This is a genomic window from Flavobacterium sp. WC2416, from assembly GCF_041200095.1.
Taxonomy (GTDB): Bacteria; Bacteroidota; Bacteroidia; order Flavobacteriales; family Flavobacteriaceae; genus Flavobacterium.
The window spans coordinates 592,105-612,657 of the sequence record NZ_CP165626.1 but is presented as its reverse complement, the minus strand read 5'-3'; the positions used below and the strand labels follow the sequence as shown (position 1 = coordinate 612,657).

At 33.5% G+C, this 20,553-nt stretch carries 21 protein-coding genes; 13 read left to right on the top strand and 8 right to left on the bottom strand.

The genetic code is table 11. From position 1 onward, the window contains the following. Window positions 1-3: 3 nt before the first annotated feature. The 5 genes from AB3G39_RS02675 to AB3G39_RS02655 all read right to left on the bottom strand — a co-directional run bounded on the left by AB3G39_RS02675 (window position 4) and on the right by AB3G39_RS02655 (window position 6,752). Window positions 4-1,878 (bottom strand): M1 family metallopeptidase, encoded by a 1,875-nt coding sequence (locus tag AB3G39_RS02675; protein WP_369765948.1) that lies wholly within the window; start codon window positions 1,876-1,878, stop codon window positions 4-6. 62 nt (window positions 1,879-1,940) lie between these two features. Then, the gene (locus tag AB3G39_RS02670) at window positions 1,941-3,566 is read right to left on the bottom strand and encodes a S8 family peptidase (protein ID WP_369765947.1); all 1,626 of its coding nucleotides are present in this window, start codon (window positions 3,564-3,566) and stop codon (window positions 1,941-1,943) included. A gap of 74 nt (window positions 3,567-3,640) precedes the next feature. After that, complete coding sequence (locus AB3G39_RS02665; protein ID WP_369765946.1) at window positions 3,641-4,501, bottom strand: MBL fold metallo-hydrolase; 861 nt, start codon at window positions 4,499-4,501, stop codon at window positions 3,641-3,643. 219 nt (window positions 4,502-4,720) lie between these two features. Next, window positions 4,721-5,788 (bottom strand): M48 family metallopeptidase, encoded by a 1,068-nt coding sequence (locus AB3G39_RS02660; RefSeq protein ID WP_369769669.1) that lies wholly within the window; start codon window positions 5,786-5,788, stop codon window positions 4,721-4,723. A gap of 4 nt (window positions 5,789-5,792) precedes the next feature. After that, window positions 5,793-6,752 (bottom strand): YjgN family protein, encoded by a 960-nt coding sequence (locus AB3G39_RS02655; RefSeq protein WP_369752823.1) that lies wholly within the window; start codon window positions 6,750-6,752, stop codon window positions 5,793-5,795. A 187-nt stretch (window positions 6,753-6,939) separates the two neighbouring features. Between AB3G39_RS02655 and AB3G39_RS02650 the strand changes: the two genes are divergently transcribed. The 5 genes from AB3G39_RS02650 to sufD all read left to right on the top strand — a co-directional run bounded on the left by AB3G39_RS02650 (window position 6,940) and on the right by sufD (window position 11,509). Then, window positions 6,940-7,269 (top strand): HesB/IscA family protein, encoded by a 330-nt coding sequence (locus tag AB3G39_RS02650; RefSeq protein WP_367772652.1) that lies wholly within the window; start codon window positions 6,940-6,942, stop codon window positions 7,267-7,269. A gap of 133 nt (window positions 7,270-7,402) precedes the next feature. After that, on the top strand, window positions 7,403-8,851 hold the full coding sequence (gene sufB / locus AB3G39_RS02645) for a Fe-S cluster assembly protein SufB (protein WP_367756049.1): 1,449 nt from the start codon (window positions 7,403-7,405) through the stop codon (window positions 8,849-8,851). 77 nt (window positions 8,852-8,928) lie between these two features. Further along, entirely contained in the window at window positions 8,929-9,309 is a 381-nt protein-coding gene (locus AB3G39_RS02640) for a four helix bundle protein (protein ID WP_369765944.1), read from the top strand. 52 nt (window positions 9,310-9,361) lie between these two features. Continuing rightward, window positions 9,362-10,108 carry a Fe-S cluster assembly ATPase SufC gene (sufC, locus tag AB3G39_RS02635; RefSeq protein ID WP_367756053.1) on the top strand — a complete coding sequence of 249 codons (747 nt, stop codon included), beginning with the start codon at window positions 9,362-9,364 and terminating at the stop codon, window positions 10,106-10,108. A gap of 84 nt (window positions 10,109-10,192) precedes the next feature. After that, on the top strand, window positions 10,193-11,509 hold the full coding sequence (gene sufD / locus AB3G39_RS02630) for a Fe-S cluster assembly protein SufD (RefSeq protein ID WP_369765943.1): 1,317 nt from the start codon (window positions 10,193-10,195) through the stop codon (window positions 11,507-11,509). 214 nt (window positions 11,510-11,723) lie between these two features. Here the strand turns inward: sufD and AB3G39_RS02625 are convergent, their stop codons facing one another. Then, window positions 11,724-13,070, bottom strand: a complete 1,347-nt coding sequence (locus AB3G39_RS02625) for a serine hydrolase domain-containing protein (protein WP_369765942.1) — start codon at window positions 13,068-13,070, stop codon at window positions 11,724-11,726. Between the two features lie 163 nt (window positions 13,071-13,233). On the opposite strand from AB3G39_RS02625, the gene AB3G39_RS02620 reads away from it, so the two are divergent. From AB3G39_RS02620 to AB3G39_RS02585, 8 genes are all read left to right on the top strand, one after another. Next, window positions 13,234-14,448 (top strand): aminotransferase class V-fold PLP-dependent enzyme, encoded by a 1,215-nt coding sequence (locus AB3G39_RS02620; protein WP_369765941.1) that lies wholly within the window; start codon window positions 13,234-13,236, stop codon window positions 14,446-14,448. A gap of 10 nt (window positions 14,449-14,458) precedes the next feature. Further along, window positions 14,459-14,902 carry a hypothetical protein gene (locus AB3G39_RS02615; RefSeq protein WP_369765940.1) on the top strand — a complete coding sequence of 148 codons (444 nt, stop codon included), beginning with the start codon at window positions 14,459-14,461 and terminating at the stop codon, window positions 14,900-14,902. Continuing rightward, on the top strand, window positions 14,892-15,314 hold the full coding sequence (locus AB3G39_RS02610; protein WP_367772664.1) for a SufE family protein: 423 nt from the start codon (window positions 14,892-14,894) through the stop codon (window positions 15,312-15,314). Before AB3G39_RS02615 ends, AB3G39_RS02610 begins: the two co-directional genes overlap by 11 nt. A gap of 93 nt (window positions 15,315-15,407) precedes the next feature. Beyond that, window positions 15,408-15,815: a GxxExxY protein gene (locus AB3G39_RS02605; protein WP_367772666.1), complete on the top strand. Its 408-nt coding sequence runs from the start codon at window positions 15,408-15,410 to the stop codon at window positions 15,813-15,815. Between the two features lie 175 nt (window positions 15,816-15,990). Then, window positions 15,991-16,314: an SUF system Fe-S cluster assembly protein gene (locus AB3G39_RS02600; protein ID WP_367772668.1), complete on the top strand. Its 324-nt coding sequence runs from the start codon at window positions 15,991-15,993 to the stop codon at window positions 16,312-16,314. 82 nt (window positions 16,315-16,396) lie between these two features. Next, window positions 16,397-16,903 carry a DUF2480 family protein gene (locus AB3G39_RS02595; RefSeq protein WP_369765939.1) on the top strand — a complete coding sequence of 169 codons (507 nt, stop codon included), beginning with the start codon at window positions 16,397-16,399 and terminating at the stop codon, window positions 16,901-16,903. Window positions 16,904-16,924: 21 nt separating this feature from the next. After that, the gene (locus AB3G39_RS02590) at window positions 16,925-17,773 is read left to right on the top strand and encodes a DUF3078 domain-containing protein (RefSeq protein WP_367772671.1); all 849 of its coding nucleotides are present in this window, start codon (window positions 16,925-16,927) and stop codon (window positions 17,771-17,773) included. An 85-nt stretch (window positions 17,774-17,858) separates the two neighbouring features. After that, entirely contained in the window at window positions 17,859-18,302 is a 444-nt protein-coding gene (locus tag AB3G39_RS02585) for a hypothetical protein (RefSeq protein WP_369765938.1), read from the top strand. Between the two features lie 126 nt (window positions 18,303-18,428). Here the strand turns inward: AB3G39_RS02585 and AB3G39_RS02580 are convergent, their stop codons facing one another. Beyond that, a complete protein-coding gene (locus AB3G39_RS02580) occupies window positions 18,429-18,860 on the bottom strand; it encodes a hypothetical protein (protein WP_367772675.1) in 432 nt (143 codons plus the stop codon). 351 nt (window positions 18,861-19,211) lie between these two features. Further along, entirely contained in the window at window positions 19,212-20,462 is a 1,251-nt protein-coding gene (gene hflX / locus AB3G39_RS02575) for a GTPase HflX (protein ID WP_367772677.1), read from the bottom strand. Window positions 20,463-20,553: the final 91 nt, after the last annotated feature.

The window sequence follows — 20,553 nt, the reverse complement described above, 5'->3', positions numbered from 1 at the left end:
ATATTACTTTACTTCATAAAAGTTATTCGTTTGTTTTACATCAGCCATTAATCCGCTTGGATCAATAGTGATTTTCTTGATAGTACTTTTGGGTTTAGCAATCGTAAAATCATAATTAGATGCTGCCCAAGTCCAGTCGTTTAAAACCGTTCTTTTAACTAATGGATTTGGATTTTCTTTTACAAAACTCATCATACGTAAGGGAACATAAAAACTTTCTGAAGTTCCATCTGTGTATTCTACAGTTAAGTCAATCGGCATTGGCATTCTTCCTATTCTTTCCAAACTTACTGTTGTTTGATCTCCATTTTCCGTTACGGCTTTGATTCCGTAATCAATCGTGTTAGTAGTCTCAGTCCAATCCACTAAATACCAATCTAGATTTGCTCCCGAAACACGTTCTGCACTCCTTTTGATATCGTTAGGCGTAGGATGTTTGAATTTAAAATCATGGAAATATCTTTTGATAGTTTCTGCCAATTTATCATCTCCAATAACATATCGCAACTGTGACAAAAAGATACTTCCTTTTACGTAGGAAGAAATGCTATAGGGTCTATTCTCATCATAACGATCCCCATGCGTTGTTTGTGGTTGCTCTTTACCTGATTCTACTAATCTATAATAGGCTTTGTAATTTCCTTCAAAAGGGTTTGCTACTTTTTTTCCCGATAATTCATTGATAGCTAAATCCTCTACATAAGTAGTAAATCCTTCATCCATCCAAGGATGTTTAGACTCATTTGAGGCTAAAATATGTTGGAACCAAGAGTGTCCCAACTCATGCGTTGCCGTACCATAAATTCCTTCTAAGGTTCCGTTTCCTAACATTAACGTACACATAGCATACTCCATTCCGCCATCTCCACCTTGAATAAAAGAGTATTGTTTGTAAGGATAATTTCCAATGTTTTTATTATAAAAATCCATCACCTTCACCATCATTGGCTCTAGTTTTTTCCAATTCTCCACTGTTTTTGGGTAGTCTTTATACAAGAAATGTAAAGCCACATCATTTGGTCCTTTTACTACATCGTGGATGTAATTTTTATCAGCAGCCCAAGTAAAATCGTGCACCATAGGCGCTACAAAATGCCAGCTTAATGTTTTTGTTTTCTTCGGATATGCTACAGTAACTCCTTCATCTTGATACCCATGTCCTATTTCGTTTTGGTTTTGTAAATATCCTGAACCTCCTAAAGTATAATCCTTATCGATATTGATTGTTACATCAAAATTTCCCCAAACACCATGAAATTCTCTAGCGATATACGGATCAGCATGCCAACCTTCAAAATCAAATTCGGCCATTTTTGGATACCATTGCGCCATTGACAACTCTACTCCTTCGGAATTATTTCTACCAGAACGACGAATTTGTACTGGGACTTGTCCGTCAAAATCAAGCGTAAATGTTGTTTTTGTATTAGGTAAAATTGGCTTAGCCAAAGTAACTTCTAGAATTGTCCCTACAGTTTTTGCAATAGCATCAACACCATCTTGTTTGAAATTAGTGATTTTTAAATATCCTATTTCGTTGGGTTTTAAACTTTCAATTCGGCTTACTTTAACTTCTTTTCCATCAACAACAACTTTGTTTACCATTCTTCCATCAGGATCTTTGATGCTGTGTAAGCGTGCATCCATTTCGCTTCCTGGCTGAAAAGCATTATTGAATAAATGGTAATAAACTGTTTTAAGAGTATCGGATGAATTGTTAGTATATACCAATTCTTGCTTTCCTTTGTATTGGTAGTTTTTCACATCCATAGCAACCTCCATTTTGTAATCAACATGTTGTTGCCAATAGGTAGAATTTTGAGCCATTAAGGACCCGAAATTGAATGTGACAATTGAAAGTAAAAGTAATTTTCTCATTTTTTTTTAAAATAAAAAATGGAAGGACTTCCGTCCTTCCATTAGATTAATAAGTATATAATTTATTTTTTTGACATTTTATCAGCCATTAAAATAGCATTGTAAGCATTCACCATTTTCCCTGATTTAGACAAAGTAGTAAATGAACGTGTATCTTTTGGATTACCTCCAACAATAACATTTGTAGTAATAGCCACTCCAGAATCCATCAATATGTGTTTTACTTGTGAAGCAGATAATTTAGGATAATACGAACGAATAATAGCCGCAACTCCAGCAACATTTGGTGAAGCCATTGACGTCCCTTGTAAATATTTGTACGTATTATTAGGTGTCGAAGCATAAATTTTTACTCCTGGAGCAAAAACATCCACATTCACTTTTCCAATATTTGAAAAACGGGCCACCACTTTATCGCTGTAATCAAAATTTAATGCTCCAATAGTAATCATGTTATCAGCAAATTCTGTTTTCTTGTCATCAGAATCATTTGGATAATTATTGTAACTATCAATATCTTCCGCATCATTTCCTGCGGCATGAACGATTAATACATCTTTCTTTTCGGCATATTTAATAGCGTCGTAAACCCATTGCTTGTGTGGTGAAAAACTTTTACCAAAACTTCCGTTAATTACTTTGGCTCCATTATCAACTGCATAACGAATTCCTAATGCAATATCTTTATCATACTCATCACCATCTGGCACAGCACGTACCGTTAAAATTTCAACATTAGATGCGATTCCGTCTCCACCTATACCGTTATTTCTAACTTGAGCTACAATTCCGGCAACATGAGTTCCATGAAGGATTTTCTCTTTGTCCGGTCCCATCACGTTATTATTTCCGTATTTTGTATCTGTAATATCGTTTGGATTGTCACCTACAACAGCTCTATAGTTTTGTTTTAGATTATCACCATTAAGCAATGCAATCATTCCATCAATATCATCTTTAATAGCAACTTTTAATTCCGGAACGCTCAATCCATAAGAAAGCATTCTTTGCATCATTACTTTGCTTCCCAAAAGTGTAGAGTCTTTTGATTCTATTTCATTTACTTCTTTAATGGTGTATACTGGTTTTGCAAAATGTTTCGTTAAAACGGCATCTGCATTTGAAGTTCCAAATAACAATTCTTCCAAACGCTCTTTTCCAGCTTTTGCTTCAGCAATTTTGTCATCATTTAGTTTTTTAGCTTCAAGATATGTCGCCTCGTCAACTAAACTTTTATCCTTTATAATTCTTTCGTATTCTAAATTTTCTTTTGTAATGTCTCCAAGGAAGTTCCAACCATGAATATCATCAATGTAACCGTTTTTATCATCATCAATTCCGTTTCCTGGAATCTCTTTTGTATTGGTCCAAACCACATCTTTTAAATCTTCATGTTCGATGTCCACACCAGAATCTACAATTCCAACAATAACTTTTACACCCGTTTTGTTCTTTAATAATTCCGAATACGCTCTATCAACACTCATTCCTGGAATCGTATCTTTTACAATATCTAAGTGACTCCAGCGTTTTAATTCGCTTTCTTTTAAAGGGGCAACTTTCTTAATATTTAAAGGGGCACTTATTAGGGCAACTGAACTAAGGCTTGAAACTTGTTTTTGAGCTCCACATCCCGCCAACACCATAACGGCAAAAGCAGAAAGTAAAATAGGTTTAATACTATTCATTTATTGATATTTTATAAGATTTTAAATATTTGTCTAAAATAATTTATTTTGTTACAAAAATAGGCAGATTAACACTATTTTAAGATTTCCTCACAACTGAAAACATCTTTTAATCGAACGCCTTTCTCCGTATGTTGCACTGTTATAATTTCATTATGAGCATCGTGTTCCAAAAATAAATAGAAATTATTATCAGCAGCTGCATTTAGGAATTTAGTTTTTTCGGGCATCGTTAATAATGGTCTGGTATCATATCCCATAACATAAGCTACTGGAATGTGTCCTGCTGTAGCCAATAAATCAGCACAAAAAACGATTGTTTTATCTTTATATTGAATGTGAGGAATCATCTGTTTCTCCGTATGACCATCTGCAAAGAATATCCCAAAACCCAACTCTGATTTATCAAGAAAATCACCTTCAGGTCTTTTTATAAAATTCAATTGCCCGCTTTCCTGCATTGGTAAAATATTTTCAGACAAGAACGATGCTTTCTCTCTTGGGTTTGGTTTTGTTGCCCATTCCCAATGATTTTCATTCGACCAGAATTTGGCATTTTTAAACGCAGGTTCATAACCCGTTTTATCTTTGTTCCATTGCACGCTTCCGCCACAATGGTCAAAATGCAAGTGTGTCATAAAAACATCTGTAATATCATCACGATGAAAACCATATTTAGCCAAAGATTTATCCATAGAATGAGAACCCCAAAGCGAATAATACCCAAAAAACTTCTCGGATTGCTTGTTCCCCATTCCGGTATCAATCAAAATCAATCGGTTTTCGTCTTCAATAAGCAAGCATCTTGCAGCAATATCAATTAAATTGTTTTCATCAGCGGGATTGGTTCTATTCCAAATTGTTTTGGGAACAACACCAAACATAGCGCCACCGTCCAGTTTAAAATTACCAGTTTCTATAGGATATAATTTCATTTTTAGGATTTGAAAGGTTAATAAATTATATGGTTGTAAGAGAATCTAAATACAAAACCAAATAAGTCTTGCAATTTAAGTAAATTTCACTTCTTTAATCAAAGTAAGACTGTATTTAACTTTCAATTAAATCTAGTTCTTAAACTTAAAAAACAAAACCCCAATTTTAAAGTAACTTAAACTTTAAATTGAGGTTGTACATTATAAACCTTTGAAAAATTACTTCTTCATTTTTTGAAATAAATTTTTTAGTGTTTGATTGTCCACTATCTGAAACGTTTTTGTTTTAATCATTTTCTCCATAAATGTAATTCTATCTTCAGTCATAGGATGCGAACTTAAGAACTGCGGAACGGAAATGTAGTTTTTATTCTCCAATCGTTTAAATAAATTAGTCATTCCCACGGGATTAACTTTATTAATAACTAACACATTAAATCCTTCAACATCGGCTTGGTGCTCAAATTCTCGAGAGAAAGAAAGCGATTGTAAACTATTTATGTTGTTCCCAATAGTGGCCATAATCCCGTTTACATCTCCCAAAATTGCCGAAACAAACAAATAACCCGATAAATTCCTGCATAACATTTTCATGGAATGCCTGTGGTTTACATGTGCCGCTTCATGGCCCAATAAACCCACTAGCTCATCATAGTTTTGTATCGAATCCAATATCCCTGTATAAACAACAATATTGCCGTCAGGAAGTGCAAAAGCATTCACAATTTCAGAATCTACAACGGAGAACTTCAGCTTTTTTGTATTGTTTAATTTTAATTCTTTGGCAAACTCATTTAGAGCCTTTGTTTTAGAAGAGTCAATGGAGCTAAAAATAACATTTTGTTCAAAAAAAGTATCTCCTAGTTTAGTATCATATTCTTCAGGTATCAAAACAACTGATTTTTCAGCAACCCAGGGAATGGCATAAAGATAACATAACCCTATAATTGCAAGAATAACCACTGCTAGTCCTAGATGAATTGTAGTCCCTAAATTCAAAAGATTTTGGTACCAATCATATTGTCCCTTTTTCTTTGTAAAAGTGAGTACTTCGTCTATAAATTTCGAATCAGTAGTATATCCATTTTGGGAAACTTCTACTTTGTGACGAAAACTCAATTTGGAACCTGTTTTTTCGAATCCTATTTCGCTGCATTTCCATTGATAAGTAGTTCCATTTGATGCTTCAAAAACAAGTGTTGCTGCATTAGAGTCAAAAAGAAATACCACTTCCTGTGGCACCGATGAATTTCCATCATAGAAAATTCCTGTTGCTTGATTTTTCATTGGCTTACATAACAAAATCTAAATCGAGGAAATCACTTAAATCTTCCCCAGTTGCATCTTTATAATTTTCTTCTGTTTGATTAAGCGCATCTAAATCGATATTCCCGTCTAATTGAATATTATTGAAAATATAATTTAACGTTCTTGTCACCGCCCATGCATAACCTAGTCCAAGTGTAAAAACAATAATCGCCAAATTTACGATTGCCAATTTAAAGAAGCCACCACCTGTTACCGTTGAATTTAAACGTATTTCTTTATTTTCTTTGTTAACTGTTAGGTTGTCAATGTAGTATTCAAAAAGATCCTTTTGCCACCAAAAAAAGTAAATCCCAAGAGTGAAAATTGATAAGAAATAGCCTTTAAGATTCAATATAAAATAATCCGAACCATCTCCACTATAATCGAACTCAGCGTCACCAAAACGAACATTCCCAACTAAATATTTTCTCAAATTAATACTCATCCAAGGTCCGTAAATACCAAAAGTAATTATCGTCAAGAAAATCCATTTGACAAAATTTATGGCTAATTCTTGTTTATCTCCTCGATATCCAAAACGAATCCCTCGCCAAGAAGTTTTAGACATTCTATAGCGATACGACCCATGTATTGCCAAAGGCAAAATGGCGAAAATTCCAAAATAAAATAAAAGCAATCCCACTAAAGGCATTTGCAAATACATAAAAAATCCAAATATCCCTCCTAAGATCAAAAACAACAATATAGCCTTCAAAAAACCTTTAAACATTTCTTTTCCAGTACCGTGAAAAGCAAAAGCATCTCCATTTAAGGACGTTTGTCCATATAAAAATTGTAATTTTTTAGCCTTTGCCCAAGGATAATAAATGCCAAGTGTACAAATTGTTAAAAGCCAGTTTATAATTATAATTCCAAAGAACTCATTCCCTTTTCCTTGAAAATCAAGCTTATAATTTTTTCCTGTTTGTGAAGTTTCTTCCATAATAGTTTTAGTAAATTAATAACAAGGTTTTTTGTACAAAAAAATATTTGTTAAATATATTGATTTTTATTTCCGCTTTAACATAGCTTTTTTCTATTTTGACATTAGTTATAAAAATGTTATCAATTATGGAAAAAGGTTTTTATATACTATCTTTGTGGTTAATTTAGACAAAATCAATATAACAATGATAAAGGTTTCTGATACTGCCAAAAAGAAAATCGTCGATTTGATGAAAGAGGACGGTTTTGATGCTGCTACAGACTACGTAAGAGTAGGTGTGAAAAGTGGCGGATGTTCTGGTTTGTCTTATGATTTGAAATTTGACAAAACCAAAAACGAAGAAGATAAAATTTTCATAGACAACGAAATAACTATCGCCGTAGAGAAAAAATCTTTCCTTTATTTAGCTGGAACCATTTTAGAGTTTTCAGGAGGAATAAATGGGAAGGGGTTTGTTTTCAATAACCCAAACGCAACTAGAACTTGTGGATGTGGAGAAAGTTTCTCCCTATAGTCGAAAGTTAAAAGTCATAAAGTCAAAAGGCTTTGATTGATATTGAAAATTTAGACTCTAAAACTTTAAGACACAAATAATAAAGGTCACTATTCAATTTTTGAATTTTAAATCTTTAAATCTTTAAATAAGAATGAGCAAATACACAGAAGACGATTTAAAAATCGAACTCGAAACTAAAGAATATGAATATGGATTTTATACTGATTTGGAATCGGAGACGTTTCCTATTGGTTTAAATGAAGATATTGTTCGCGCTATTTCCCATAAAAAAGGAGAGCCACAATGGATGACCGACTGGAGAATTGAAGCATTTCGTGCATGGCAAGAAATGACCGAACCAGAATGGGCAAACGTACATTATGCAAAACCAGATTTTCAAGCGATTTCCTACTACTCAGCTCCAAAAGCCGTAGATCCTAATAAAACATTAGACGATGTAGATCCTGAACTTTTAGAAATGTATAAAAAGTTAGGTATCTCAGTTGACGAACAAAAGATGATGAATAATGTAGCCATGGATATCGTGGTTGACTCTGTTTCAGTAGCGACTACTTTCAAGAAAACATTAGGAGAAAAAGGAATTATTTTTATGAGTATTTCTGAGGCTATAAAAGAGCATCCAGAATTAGTTCGTAAATATTTAGGAACTGTTGTTCCACAAAAAGACAACTTTTACGCCGCATTAAACTCGGCTGTATTCTCTGATGGATCTTTTTGTTATATTCCAAAAGGGGTTCGTTGTCCAATGGAACTTTCGACTTATTTTAGAATTAATCAAGCAGGAACAGGACAGTTTGAAAGAACATTACTCGTTGCTGATGCAGGAAGTTACGTTTCATACCTAGAAGGTTGTACCGCTCCAAGCCGTGATGAAAACCAATTACACGCAGCTGTAGTTGAATTGATTGCCCTTGAAGATGCTGAAATTAAATATTCAACCGTACAAAACTGGTATCCTGGTAACAAAGAAGGTAAAGGGGGAGTTTTCAATTTTGTGACTAAAAGAGGAATTTGCGAAACAAACGCAAAAATCTCTTGGACACAGGTAGAAACAGGTTCTGCTGTTACTTGGAAATATCCATCAGTGATATTAAAGGGAGACAATTCAGTAGGAGAATTTTACTCGATTGCTGTTACCAATAATTTCCAACAAGCCGATACGGGGACTAAAATGATCCATTTAGGTAAAAACACTAAATCGACTATTATTTCTAAAGGAATTTCTGCTGGAAAATCACAAAACAGTTATAGAGGATTAGTACAAATTAGCGCACGTGCGGATAATGCACGTAACTTTTCGCAATGTGATTCCCTATTAATGGGTAACAATTGTGGAGCGCATACATTCCCATATATAGAAAGTAAAAATCCAACAGCCAAAATAGAACACGAAGCTACGACTAGTAAAATTGGTGAAGACCAAGTTTTCTATTGCAACCAACGTGGAATTCCAACGGAGAAAGCAATTGCTTTAATCGTAAACGGTTTCAGTAAAGAGGTTTTGAACAAGTTACCAATGGAATTCGCAGTTGAAGCACAAAAATTACTTGAAATTAGTTTAGAAGGAAGTGTAGGTTAAAAATTAGTTTAAAGTTTAAGGTTTAAAGTTGAGCAACTTATGAGTAACTTTAACCGTTAAAATTTAAACAAAAATAAATGGCTGCAATTACACGTTTTGAAGATTTAGAAATTTGGAAAGAAGCAAGACGACTAGCCAAAGAAATTCATTTGATAACTGTAGAAACCGATTTGAAAAATGATTTCAGGTTTAGAGATCAAATAAAAGCATCATCTGGTTCCGTAATGGATAATATTGCCGAAGGGTTTGAAAGAAATGGAAATTTAGAATTTAGACAATTTTTGTCTATTGCAAAAGGATCCGCTGGAGAAACAAGATCGCAATTATACCGAGTGCTAGATTACAATTATATCGACGTTGTTAAGTTTGGAATTTTAAAAACTGACTTCGAAAATTTAAGTAGAAAAATAAACAATTTTATATCATATTTAAACAAGAAAGATTTTAAAGGAACCTAGTTTCAGTAAACACAAGAACTTTAAACTTTAAACTTTAAACAACTAAAAAAGGATGTTAAGCATAAAAAATTTACACGCTTCAATAGGCGACAAAGAAATATTAAAAGGAATTAATCTTGAAGTAAAAGCAGGAGAAATTCATGCAATAATGGGACCAAACGGTGCTGGAAAAAGTACCCTAGCATCTATCATCGCAGGAAACGAAACTTACGAAGTTACTGAAGGCGAAATCTCTTTAGACGGTGAAGACCTTTCGGAACTAGCTCCAGAAGAAAGAGCACACAAAGGAGTTTTCCTTTCGTTTCAATATCCAGTAGAAATTCCAGGAGTGTCGGTAACGAACTTCATGAGAACGGCTATTAATGAAACACGTAAAGCAAAAGGACAAGACGAAATGCCAGCTAACGAAATGTTGAAGGTAATTCGTGAGAAATCAGAATTATTAGAAATTGACCGTAAATTTTTATCTCGTTCTCTTAACGAAGGATTTTCTGGTGGAGAGAAAAAACGTAACGAGATTTTCCAAATGGCAATGTTAGAACCAAAATTGGCTATTCTTGATGAAACCGATTCTGGATTAGATATCGATGCTTTACGTATCGTTGCAAATGGAGTTAACAAATTGAAAAGTGATAAAAACGCTATCGTAGTAATCACGCACTACCAACGTTTATTAGATTATATCGTTCCTGATTTTGTTCACGTATTATACAATGGTAAAATTGTAAAATCAGGTGGAAAAGAACTAGCACACGAGCTAGAAGAAAAAGGATACGACTGGATTAAAGCAGAAAACTAAAATTTGTTTAAAGTCTAAAGTTTAAAGTTACTTCAAAACAACTTTAAACTTTTAAACCTTAAACTTTAAACAAAAAATATAAAAATGGATTTAAAAGAAAAATTAGTATCGTCTTTTATGGCTTTTGAAGAGCGCATCGATGTTCACTCTGAACTTCATGATGTACGTACAGAAGCGATAAAAAACTTTGAAAATAAAGGTTTCCCAACCAAAAAAGATGAAGCTTGGAAATATACTTCGCTAAACGCCATCCTAAAAAATGACTTTACCGTTTTTCCAAAAACAGAAAGTAACATTCAGTATTCGGATGTAAAAAAATATTTTTTACACGAAATAGATACTTACAAAGTAGTGTTTATTGACGGTATCTTCAGTTCGCATTTATCATCAACAACTCACGAAGGAATTGACGTTTGCTTGATGGCATCAGCATTGACTAAACCAAAATACAAAATGGTTATTGATACCTACTTCAACCAAATTGCCAGCAAAGACGATAGTTTGACTTCGTTGAATACGGCTTTCGCCAATGAGGGAGCATATATCAATATCCCAAAAAGCAAAGTGGCTGATAAACCGATTGAAATCATGTATTTCTCTACTGGTTCTGAAGCTGCCTTGATGACACAACCAAGAAACTTGGTGATTGTAGGGGAAAATTCTCATGTGCAAATTATCGAGCGTCATCAAAGTTTGAATGACAATCCTGTTTTAACCAATTCGGTTACCGAGATTTTTGCTCAAAAACGTGCAATTGTAGATTTTTACAAAATCCAAAATGACAATCTGACTGCTAATCTAATCGATAACACCTACGTTTCTCAACAAAAAGAAAGCCATGTATCAGTGCATACATTCTCTTTTGGAGGGAATTTAACGCGTAACAACTTGAATTTCTATCATTTTGGTGAACGTTTGACCAGTACTTTAAACGGAATCACGATTATTGGTGAGAAGCAACACGTGGATCATTATACTCTAGTGAAACATTCAGCTCCAAACTGCGAGAGTTTCCAAGATTATAAGGGAATCTATTCGGATCGTTCTACAGGTGTTTTCAACGGAAAAGTTTATGTAGAAAAAGACGCTCAAAAAACAAATGCTTTCCAAAAAAGCAACAACATTTTATTGAGTGACAAAGCAACCATAAATGCAAAACCACAATTGGAAATTTTTGCTGATGATGTAAAATGTTCTCACGGTTGTACGGTAGGGCAATTAGACGAAACAGCGATGTTCTATATGCAGGCACGTGGAATTCCTAAAAAAGAAGCCAAAGCTTTATTGATGTATGCATTCTCAAATGCCGTAATTGAAAATATCAAAATACCAGAATTAAAACAACGAATCACCAAAATTATCGCCAACAAACTAGGCGTGAAAATAGGTTTTGATTTGTAGTTTTTAACCGCAAAGCATGCTAAGGAATACACAAAGGGCGCAGAGTTATTTAAACTTTGCGCCCTTTGTAATTTTTCTTCTTTCGAAGCTTTTCCCGCTATACATTACAATCTTTTATTGTTTTAAAGAAAAACAATAAAAGGATTTTCATTGCTATCGGGGCTAAAAAACATTAAGCTTTGCGTTTTTTACTTAGTGTCTTTGCGGTTAATAATTACTTCTTAAAACTCCCAATTATCCCTTTCAACATACCATTAACATCAAATTTAGCATCTTCAGTCAATCCCATTCTCACAATTACTAAATCAAGTGACGGAATAATAAATACTTTTTGCCCTTGAAATCCATTAGCCGAGTATAAATCCTTTGGTGCATCAGGATAACGACCACCAGCATTCAACCAAAAGTGGGCTCCATAATCTCCTCTTGATCCATTAGTAGGTGTAGCAACATATTGAGCCCAACCAGTATCAAACAACTGTTCACCGTTCCAGTTTCCTTCATGTAAATATAATAAGCCAAATTTAGCCCAATCACGTGTTGTTGCCCAAGCATATGAGGAACCCACAAAATTTCCTGCCATATCGGTTTCAACAATCATCGAGTTCATTCCTATTTTATCAATTAAGGCAGCGTACCAAAAATCTAGGTATTCTTGATGCGTTTTAAATTGATTTCTTAAAATATAAGATAGCAAGTTTGTTGTTCCCGATGAATAATTCCAATGTGAATTAGGTTTAAAAGCTACGGGTTTTTCGAGCTGAACCCTACCCATATTTTCGGCTAGAAACAGCATTTTTGTAGCATCACAAATCGTGCTGTAATTTTCTTCCCAAGCCAATCCCGAATTCATGTGCAATAAATCACTGGTCGTAATTACTTTACGATCATCATTCTTCCATTCAGCAATGGGAGCAGGTGTATTAATATTGTACTTTCCTTCTTTAGCAAGAATTCCAAATAAAGTTGCCGTAATACTTTTGGTCATCGACCAACCCAGAATTTTACTGTCTTTAGTAAAACCAGTATCGTATTTTTCGGCTATGATTTTATCTTTATAAATCACTAATATTGATCGCGTCCTTTTTTCGATCGCTCCTTTTTTATCAAAAGCATTAGCAACAGCAGCGTTCAATTTAGTATAATCTACATCGGTAAAAACAGTATCTATTGGTTCGTTATTTCCATATGGAAAGGATAAATTATTTTTTACAAAAGTCCTTTTAGGAACCTCATAAGGTTTAGTAGCATCAAAATTATCATCAATCAAAGTAGCGCCCAAACCCGGTCTATAAATCGCTTTACGTTCTTTCAATCCGTAAACAGAAGCGGTCGCAAAATTGTCTTTTTGATCAATTTCATTACTAGCCAAGTCAATTAAATTGATATCATTATCCCCTTTCTCAATCATTACTTGAGAACGATTATCGATAAAATGTCCTGAGGCAATACTTTTGGCTGAAAAACCAGAAATCAAATCCAATTTAGGATAAGTCGTGAACCCGATATAAAAAACACCTGCAAATGAGGCAAAACCAACAAGTTTGAATACTTTTTTCATATTATATGAATTGTTTATTCTGCAATTTAATTCTTTTTTTGGCACGACTTCATTAATTTATTTTAAAATAGAAACCCAAAAAAGCAGGAATGAAAATCTAAAAATGATGGTTAAAACAATTTAGTTTTTAGTACTTTTGTATTTAGAATTTTTCTAAATAATTATGCTAGACATTCAAAAAATAAGAGCCGATTTCCCAATACTTTCTCAGAAAGTAAACGGAAAAACATTAGTTTATTTCGATAACGGAGCAACTTCACAAAAACCACAAATTGTAATTGACGCTATTTCCAAATATTATCAGGAAATCAATGCCAACATTCACCGTGGGGTTCATACTTTAAGCCAATTGGCAACTGATGCTTATGAGATTTCTCGTGGCAAAGTGCAAAATCATATCAATGCCAAATTTTCTCATGAAGTACTTTTTACTTCAGGAACGACTTTTGGAATTAATTTAGTCGCAAATGGATTTGCTTCCATTTTAAAACCAGGAGATGAAGTTTTAGTTTCTGCATTAGAACACCATAGCAATATTGTGCCATGGCAAATGTTATGTGAGAAAACAGGAGCCACGCTAAAAGTGATTCCTATGAATGACAAAGGCGAATTGATTATGGCGGAATATGACAAATTGTTGTCAGACAAAACCAAAATTGTCACTGTAAATCATATTTCGAATGCTTTGGGAACGGTGAATCCTGTTAAATATATGATTGAAAAAGCGCATCAAGTAGGTGCTGCTATTTTGATTGATGGTGCTCAAGCGGTTCCACATCTAAAACCAGATGTTCAGGAATTAGATTGTGATTTCTATGTTTTCTCTGGACACAAAATGTGTGGGCCAACAGGAACTGGTATTTTATACGGAAAAGAAGCATGGTTGAATAAATTACCTCCTTATCAAGGTGGTGGTGAAATGATCAAGGAAGTAACTTTCGAAAAAACTACTTATGCCGAATTGCCTCATAAATTTGAAGCAGGAACACCCAATATCGCTGGTGGAATTGTGTTAGGAACTGCTATTGATTACATGAATGCAGTAGGGTTTGACAACATTCAAAGACAAGAATTAGAATTACTAGAATACGGAACCAAGCGATTGTTAGAAATCGAGGGATTGCGTATTTTTGGTACATCAAATGAAAAAACTTCGGTAATTTCATTTAATATTGAAGGAATTCATCCCTATGATATTGGTACGATAATTGACAAATTAGGAATAGCGGTACGAACAGGACACCACTGTGCGCAACCCATCATGAATTATTTCAAAATACCGGGGACAATTAGAGCTTCATTTTCTTTTTATAATACTAAAGAAGAGATTGACGCGATGGTTGAAGCGGTAAAAAGAGCGCAAACAATGTTATCTTAATACATCAAATATGAAAATACTTTCCTTATTATTTTTAACTCTTTTTCTTGGAAAAGGATGTGAAGGCGACAAAAAACAAGACATTGAAACTGCTGTAATTGAGTATGTAGCAAACACTAGAGGTTTTTATCAAAAGATAACTATCGAGAAACAAATGGTTTTTATTTCCAATGACCGTTCTGGAAAAGAGAAAATAGAACCAACTAAAATTTCGGATACCGATTGGAAAGAGTTAATTGATTTATTCCAAGATGTAAATCTAGATGAAATTAAAGATTTAAAATCACCAACAGAAAAACGATTGTATGATGGTGCTGCCATTGCCAATATAAAAATAACCTACAAAGGAATCTCCTATGAATCACCTAGTTTCGATCATGGATTTCCACCGTTTGAGATTAAAAAATTAGTGAATAAAATAAATTCATTTGCAAAACAAAAGGATGAAAATTAAAGACATACAAGAAGAGATAGTAGACGAATTTTCCATGTTTGATGACTGGATGCAACGCTACGAATACATCATTGATCTAGGGAAAAACCTACCATTAATTAAAGACGAGTTCAAAACCGAAAATAATTTGATTAAAGGTTGCCAATCAAAAGTGTGGTTACAGGGACAACAAAATGACGATAAAGTGGTTTTCACTGCTGATAGTGACGCAATCTTAACCAAAGGAATTATTGCCATATTAATTCGAGTTTTTTCAAACCAAACTCCTGCAGATATCATTGCTGCCGATATGGGTTTTATTGACGAAATAGGATTAAAAGAACACTTATCACCTACTAGAGCTAATGGCTTAGTGTCGATGATAAAAAATATTAAAATGTATGCATTGGCATTCGATGCCAAAAAAGGATAATTTAAACATATAAGTTTTAAAAAGAACCATGTAAGGCATATAAGTTCATATAAGTTGTTGCTTATAGTTTTAAAAATAAATTCTTGAAAATTTATGACAAAAACGTACCTAAAAGATTTAATATACCAAGTAAACGGTTGTGCTATAGAAGTTCACAAACATCTTGGGCCAGGTCTTTTGGAAAGTGTTTATCACAGTTGTTTAAAAAAAGAATTGACAATTAGAGACTGTAATTTTCAAACTGAACTACAGATTCCAGTAAATTACAAAGGTTTAGAACTTGAAACAGGATTAAGATGTGATCTATTAATTGAAAATTGTTTGGTTGTTGAACTTAAGGCAGTAGAAAAAGTTTTACCCATCCATGAAGCTCAAATTTTAACCTATATGAAACTTTTAGAAGTTCCTATAGGACTAATGCTCAATTTTAATGTAACACATCTTTTCAAAGAAGGGCAAAAAACATATGTGAATGAAAAATATAGATATCTAGAAGATTAAATTACCTATAAAATATTTGGTTCAAAATGGTTAAACACAAACCTTAAATCACCTTATATTCCTAATGTGGTTCAAAAATTAAATATAACATATAATAAAATATATGTTTAAAACAGAGTTAAAACAAACCTTAAATAACCTTATATTCCTTATATGGTTCAAAAAAAAATAAATTATGACACAAGAAATAGACACTAACGAATTAGGTGAAGCAATCGTAAAAAAATTAAAAACTATTTACGACCCTGAAATTCCTGTTGATATATACGAATTAGGATTAATCTATGATGTAATGGTCAACACGGATTATGAAGTAAAAATATTAATGACACTTACATCTCCAAACTGCCCTGTTGCAGAAAGTTTACCAAGAGAAGTAGAAGAAAAAGTAAAATCAATTGAGCACATTAAGGATGCCGAGGTTGAAATTACTTTTGATCCACCTTGGAGTAAAGACTTAATGAGCGAAGAAGCAAAATTAGAATTGGGAATGCTATAAAAAAAGGGTTTCAAGTTTAAGGTTTCAAGTTATACGTGCAAAATAGTAAACCTGAAACTTTAACCTTTAAACAAAAAAACAAATGGAAGAAATTATAAATAAAGTAGCGAATAGTGTTTTGGAAGTTTTCGATCTTGAAGATTACTATCCAAAAGGAATCCGCACACAAATTGATATTTCACAATGGTTGTTGGAAGGATTTTTGCTGAAAGAAAAAGATTTTAGAGAACACCTTAAAAATCACGATTGGACACAATATCAAGACCAACTAGTCGCTATTAATTGCAGTACAGATGCTATTGTTCCAGCTTGGGCTTCTATTTTAGTGTCAATACAATTAGCACCATTTGCTAAGAAAATAATCAATGGTAGTCTAGAAGATTTGGATGTAGCTTTGTATGAAGAACTACTTCCAAAAATTGATTACTCCGTATATAATAACAAGCCTGTTATTATAAAAGGATGTTCCAGAAAACCGGTACCAATGCGAGCGTATATCATTGCTGCAAACTTTTTACAACCTGTTGCACGAAGTATTATGTATGGAGAAGCTTGTTCAGCTGTTCCCTTATTTAAAGCTAAAAAATAATTATAAATACCTTTTCACAATATGAAAAAGATACTATTTGTATTCGTCTTACTAATGGCTATACTTTCTGTACATGCACAGGAAACAGCACAAGATACCGTTAAACACTGGACCAAAAAAGGAAATATTTCTTTGCTTTTTAACCAATCCTCTTATAACAAACAATGGCTAGGTGGCGGAACCTCAAATGTTGCAGGGAATTTTGGATTAAACTACGATTTCAATTATAAAAATGAAGATGTTGTTTGGGACAATAAATTTATTTTGGCTTATGGTTTAAGTAAAATAAAAGGAGATAACAAAACAGCCAAAACAGACGACCGCTTAGAACTCAACTCATTATGGGGCAAAAAAGCATCTGGACAATGGTACTACTCTGTTTATTTTAATTTTAAGTCTCAAATGGATACGGGATTAGATAAGAATGACATGAAAATTTCACATTTTTTCTCTCCCGCTTATTTCCAGTTTGGACCAGGGATGTTATGGAAAAAGAGTAATAATTTAAGTGTGAATTTTGCTCCAGCTGCAGCAAAATTAATAGTTGTTCACGATCATTTTACTGAATTTGGACCGTCTTACGGAGTATTGCAAGGGGACAACACTAGATTTGAATTTGGAGCCAGCATATCTGCTTATTATAAGTTTAGCGTGATGGCTAACGTATCTATTGAGAATCGGTTGAATTTATATTCTAATTATTTAGATGCACCACAAAATGTAGATGTAGATTACCAAATGAATGTGGTCATGAGAATCAACAAATACCTTTCGGCTAATGTCGCTTTACAAGCCATTTATGATGACAACTCAGTACAAGCTGTACAAGTAAAAGAACTTTTTGGACTAGGTGTGAACTACGGTTTCTAATCCGTTATATTAATACAAGAAGCGCCCTTTTGATGAATTTCAAAAGGGCGTTTTTATTTATCTTTGATCCTAAAAGCAAAATAGAATGAAAACTATATTAGGAATTGTTACGTTTTTAATTTTAATGGGTTGCCAATCAGATAAAGCTAATGATTTTAAATTTTATCAGGCTGTAAAAGGCAAGGATACTGCACTACTAAAGTTAGCGCAATACGATAACAAATTTTATGGTCAATTAGAAATACGATACGGCGGTGTAGGCAAAGAATCTGGGGAAGTACGAGGTGAGAAAAAAGGAGATACTCTCAAAGGAAAATTTGATTATAGAACATATGGAGGAAGCAAGAAATGGGCACCATTTGTATTGCTAAAGCGAGGGGAAACTTTCAAAATGGGAAGCGGAATTACCACTACTTTTATGAACATTCCTCTATTTATTGATGGGACTTTAAAATTTGAGGACTCCGATTTTCAATTTAAACCTATTGATAGTGAATCAGCTAAGAAATTAGGTTTGGTGAAGGAATAAATTATACTAATTTCAAATCTTTAAGTTTTCTTTTTTTAATGAGTCACGTTGCAAATCCTTCAATTTGTTTCTAAAAGTAAGTAGGCGACGCTCCTAGCAAACGAGAATTAGAGAAAATGTTTTTTATTAATTATTGTAATAATAGTTTTTTCCACCTTCTTGAACTTCTATTTTAACGATTTGGTCAAAAGGTATAACATTTGTTAACCCCGGCAAAAATCTTGATTTGCCTCCTTTTAGCGTGTCATTTTCCAACATAACCGTATCAAAATAAAAGTTTTTTCTTTTACCGTTAAGTAATGTTACTCTCATTTCGAGCGAAGGAGAATTTTGTATAAAAACTAATTTTCCATTCTTGTTTAACACATTTAAATACTTAATATCGTTTGATAAATATTTGAAATTTTTATAAAAAAGAGGATTGTTTGTTTTAACTTCTTTCATTCCGTTAACATCCGTTTTTGTAAATTGACTTTTGAAACTTTCTGGTGTAATTGTATATGTTTTACAAGAGATCATCAACGATATAATTCCACATCCGATTAATTTTAATTTCATTTCTATTCGTTATTTTTTTATATTCCTGACAACTTATAATTTAGCTCTGACAACCGTCCTACTTTGTTTATTCTCAAATATATTGCTTTTTTCTTACAAATTGTCCAGAAAACCACATACACCATGAATTCCAAAGTCTCGCATGAAGGATGGTACTGGAAATCCTTTTATGTAACGCAGTGAAATAAAAGATTACTTCACTTAGTATATATTTTTTATAGGTGTTCAGTGAACTTTGTTTGTAACGTACAGCCTGACACTGCTGCAACGGACTGGAAGCGGGGGCATGCCCAAAAAAAATCCCTAATGAAAATTCAAAAGGGATTTGTGTAATTTATATTTTGGAGGAAATTATTCAGTTTCTTCCTCGTCTTTGTCTTCTTTTTCTATCGCGTCTTTGTAATCTGGATATAAAAACTTGTTGTACGGGAAGCGGGTAATGTGAATGTGTCTCACTGCTTCGTAAACTCGTTCTCTAAACTCTTCGAAATTCTCTTTGTTGGTTGCCGAAATGAACAACGCATTTTCCTCGCCTACTCGACTCATCCAAGTGGATTTCCACTCTTCGAGTGTGTAATGTCTTGGCGTTTTTTCGGTCATTAAATCATCGTCATCAATAGTCAAATGTTTATAAGCATCTATTTTATTGAAAACCATGATTACAGGTTTGTCATTGGCTTTGATGTCTTGCAAAGTTTGATTTACGGAGGCAATATGATCTTCGAACTCAGGATGCGAAATATCAACTACGTGCAATAACAAATCAGCTTCACGAACCTCATCCAGCGTACTTTTGAAGGAATCAACCAACATAGTTGGCAATTTACGTATGAATCCCACAGTGTCTGACAATAAGAAAGGCAGGTTTTTAATCACCACTTTACGAACAGTTGTGTCTAGAGTTGCAAACAATTTGTTTTCGACAAACACATCGCTTTTCCCTACGGCATTCATCAAGGTTGATTTACCCACATTCGTATATCCCACCAAAGCGACACGCACCATAGAACCACGATTGCCTCGTTGGGTTCCCATTTGTTTGTCGATTGCCTTGATTTTATCTTTCAATAAGGCGATTCTATCACGTACAATACGTCTGTCAGTCTCAATCTCAGTTTCTCCAGGTCCACGCATTCCAATTCCACCCTTTTGACGTTCCAAATGCGTCCAAAGTCCGGATAATCTTGGCAACATATAAATGCATTGTGCTAATTCTACTTGGGTTCTTGCATACGAAGTTTCGGCACGTTGTGCAAAAATGTCTAGGATAAGGTGTGTTCTATCCAGTATTTTACATTCGGTAATTATTTTTGAAATATTTTTTTGCTGTGAAGGCGTTAACTCATCATCAAAAATCAAGGTCGAAATATCATTCTCTTTTACATACGAATGAATCTCTTCGATCTTCCCTGTACCCATAAAAGTTTTGGGATTAGGGCGTTCCATTTTTTGAGAAAAACGTTTTACTACCTGTCCGCCTGCGGTAAATGTTAAAAACTCTAATTCGTCAAGATATTCATTGAGCTTCTCTTCACTTTGATTTTGAGTTACAATACCAACAATGGCTGTTTTTTCGAAATTTAATACTTCTTTTTCTAACATATCTTTGAATAAGCTACAAATTTAATCATTTGTGAGGGACTTATTAAATTTATATGTTCTTTATAAGTAAAAGGCGTGAAAATCATTTTAA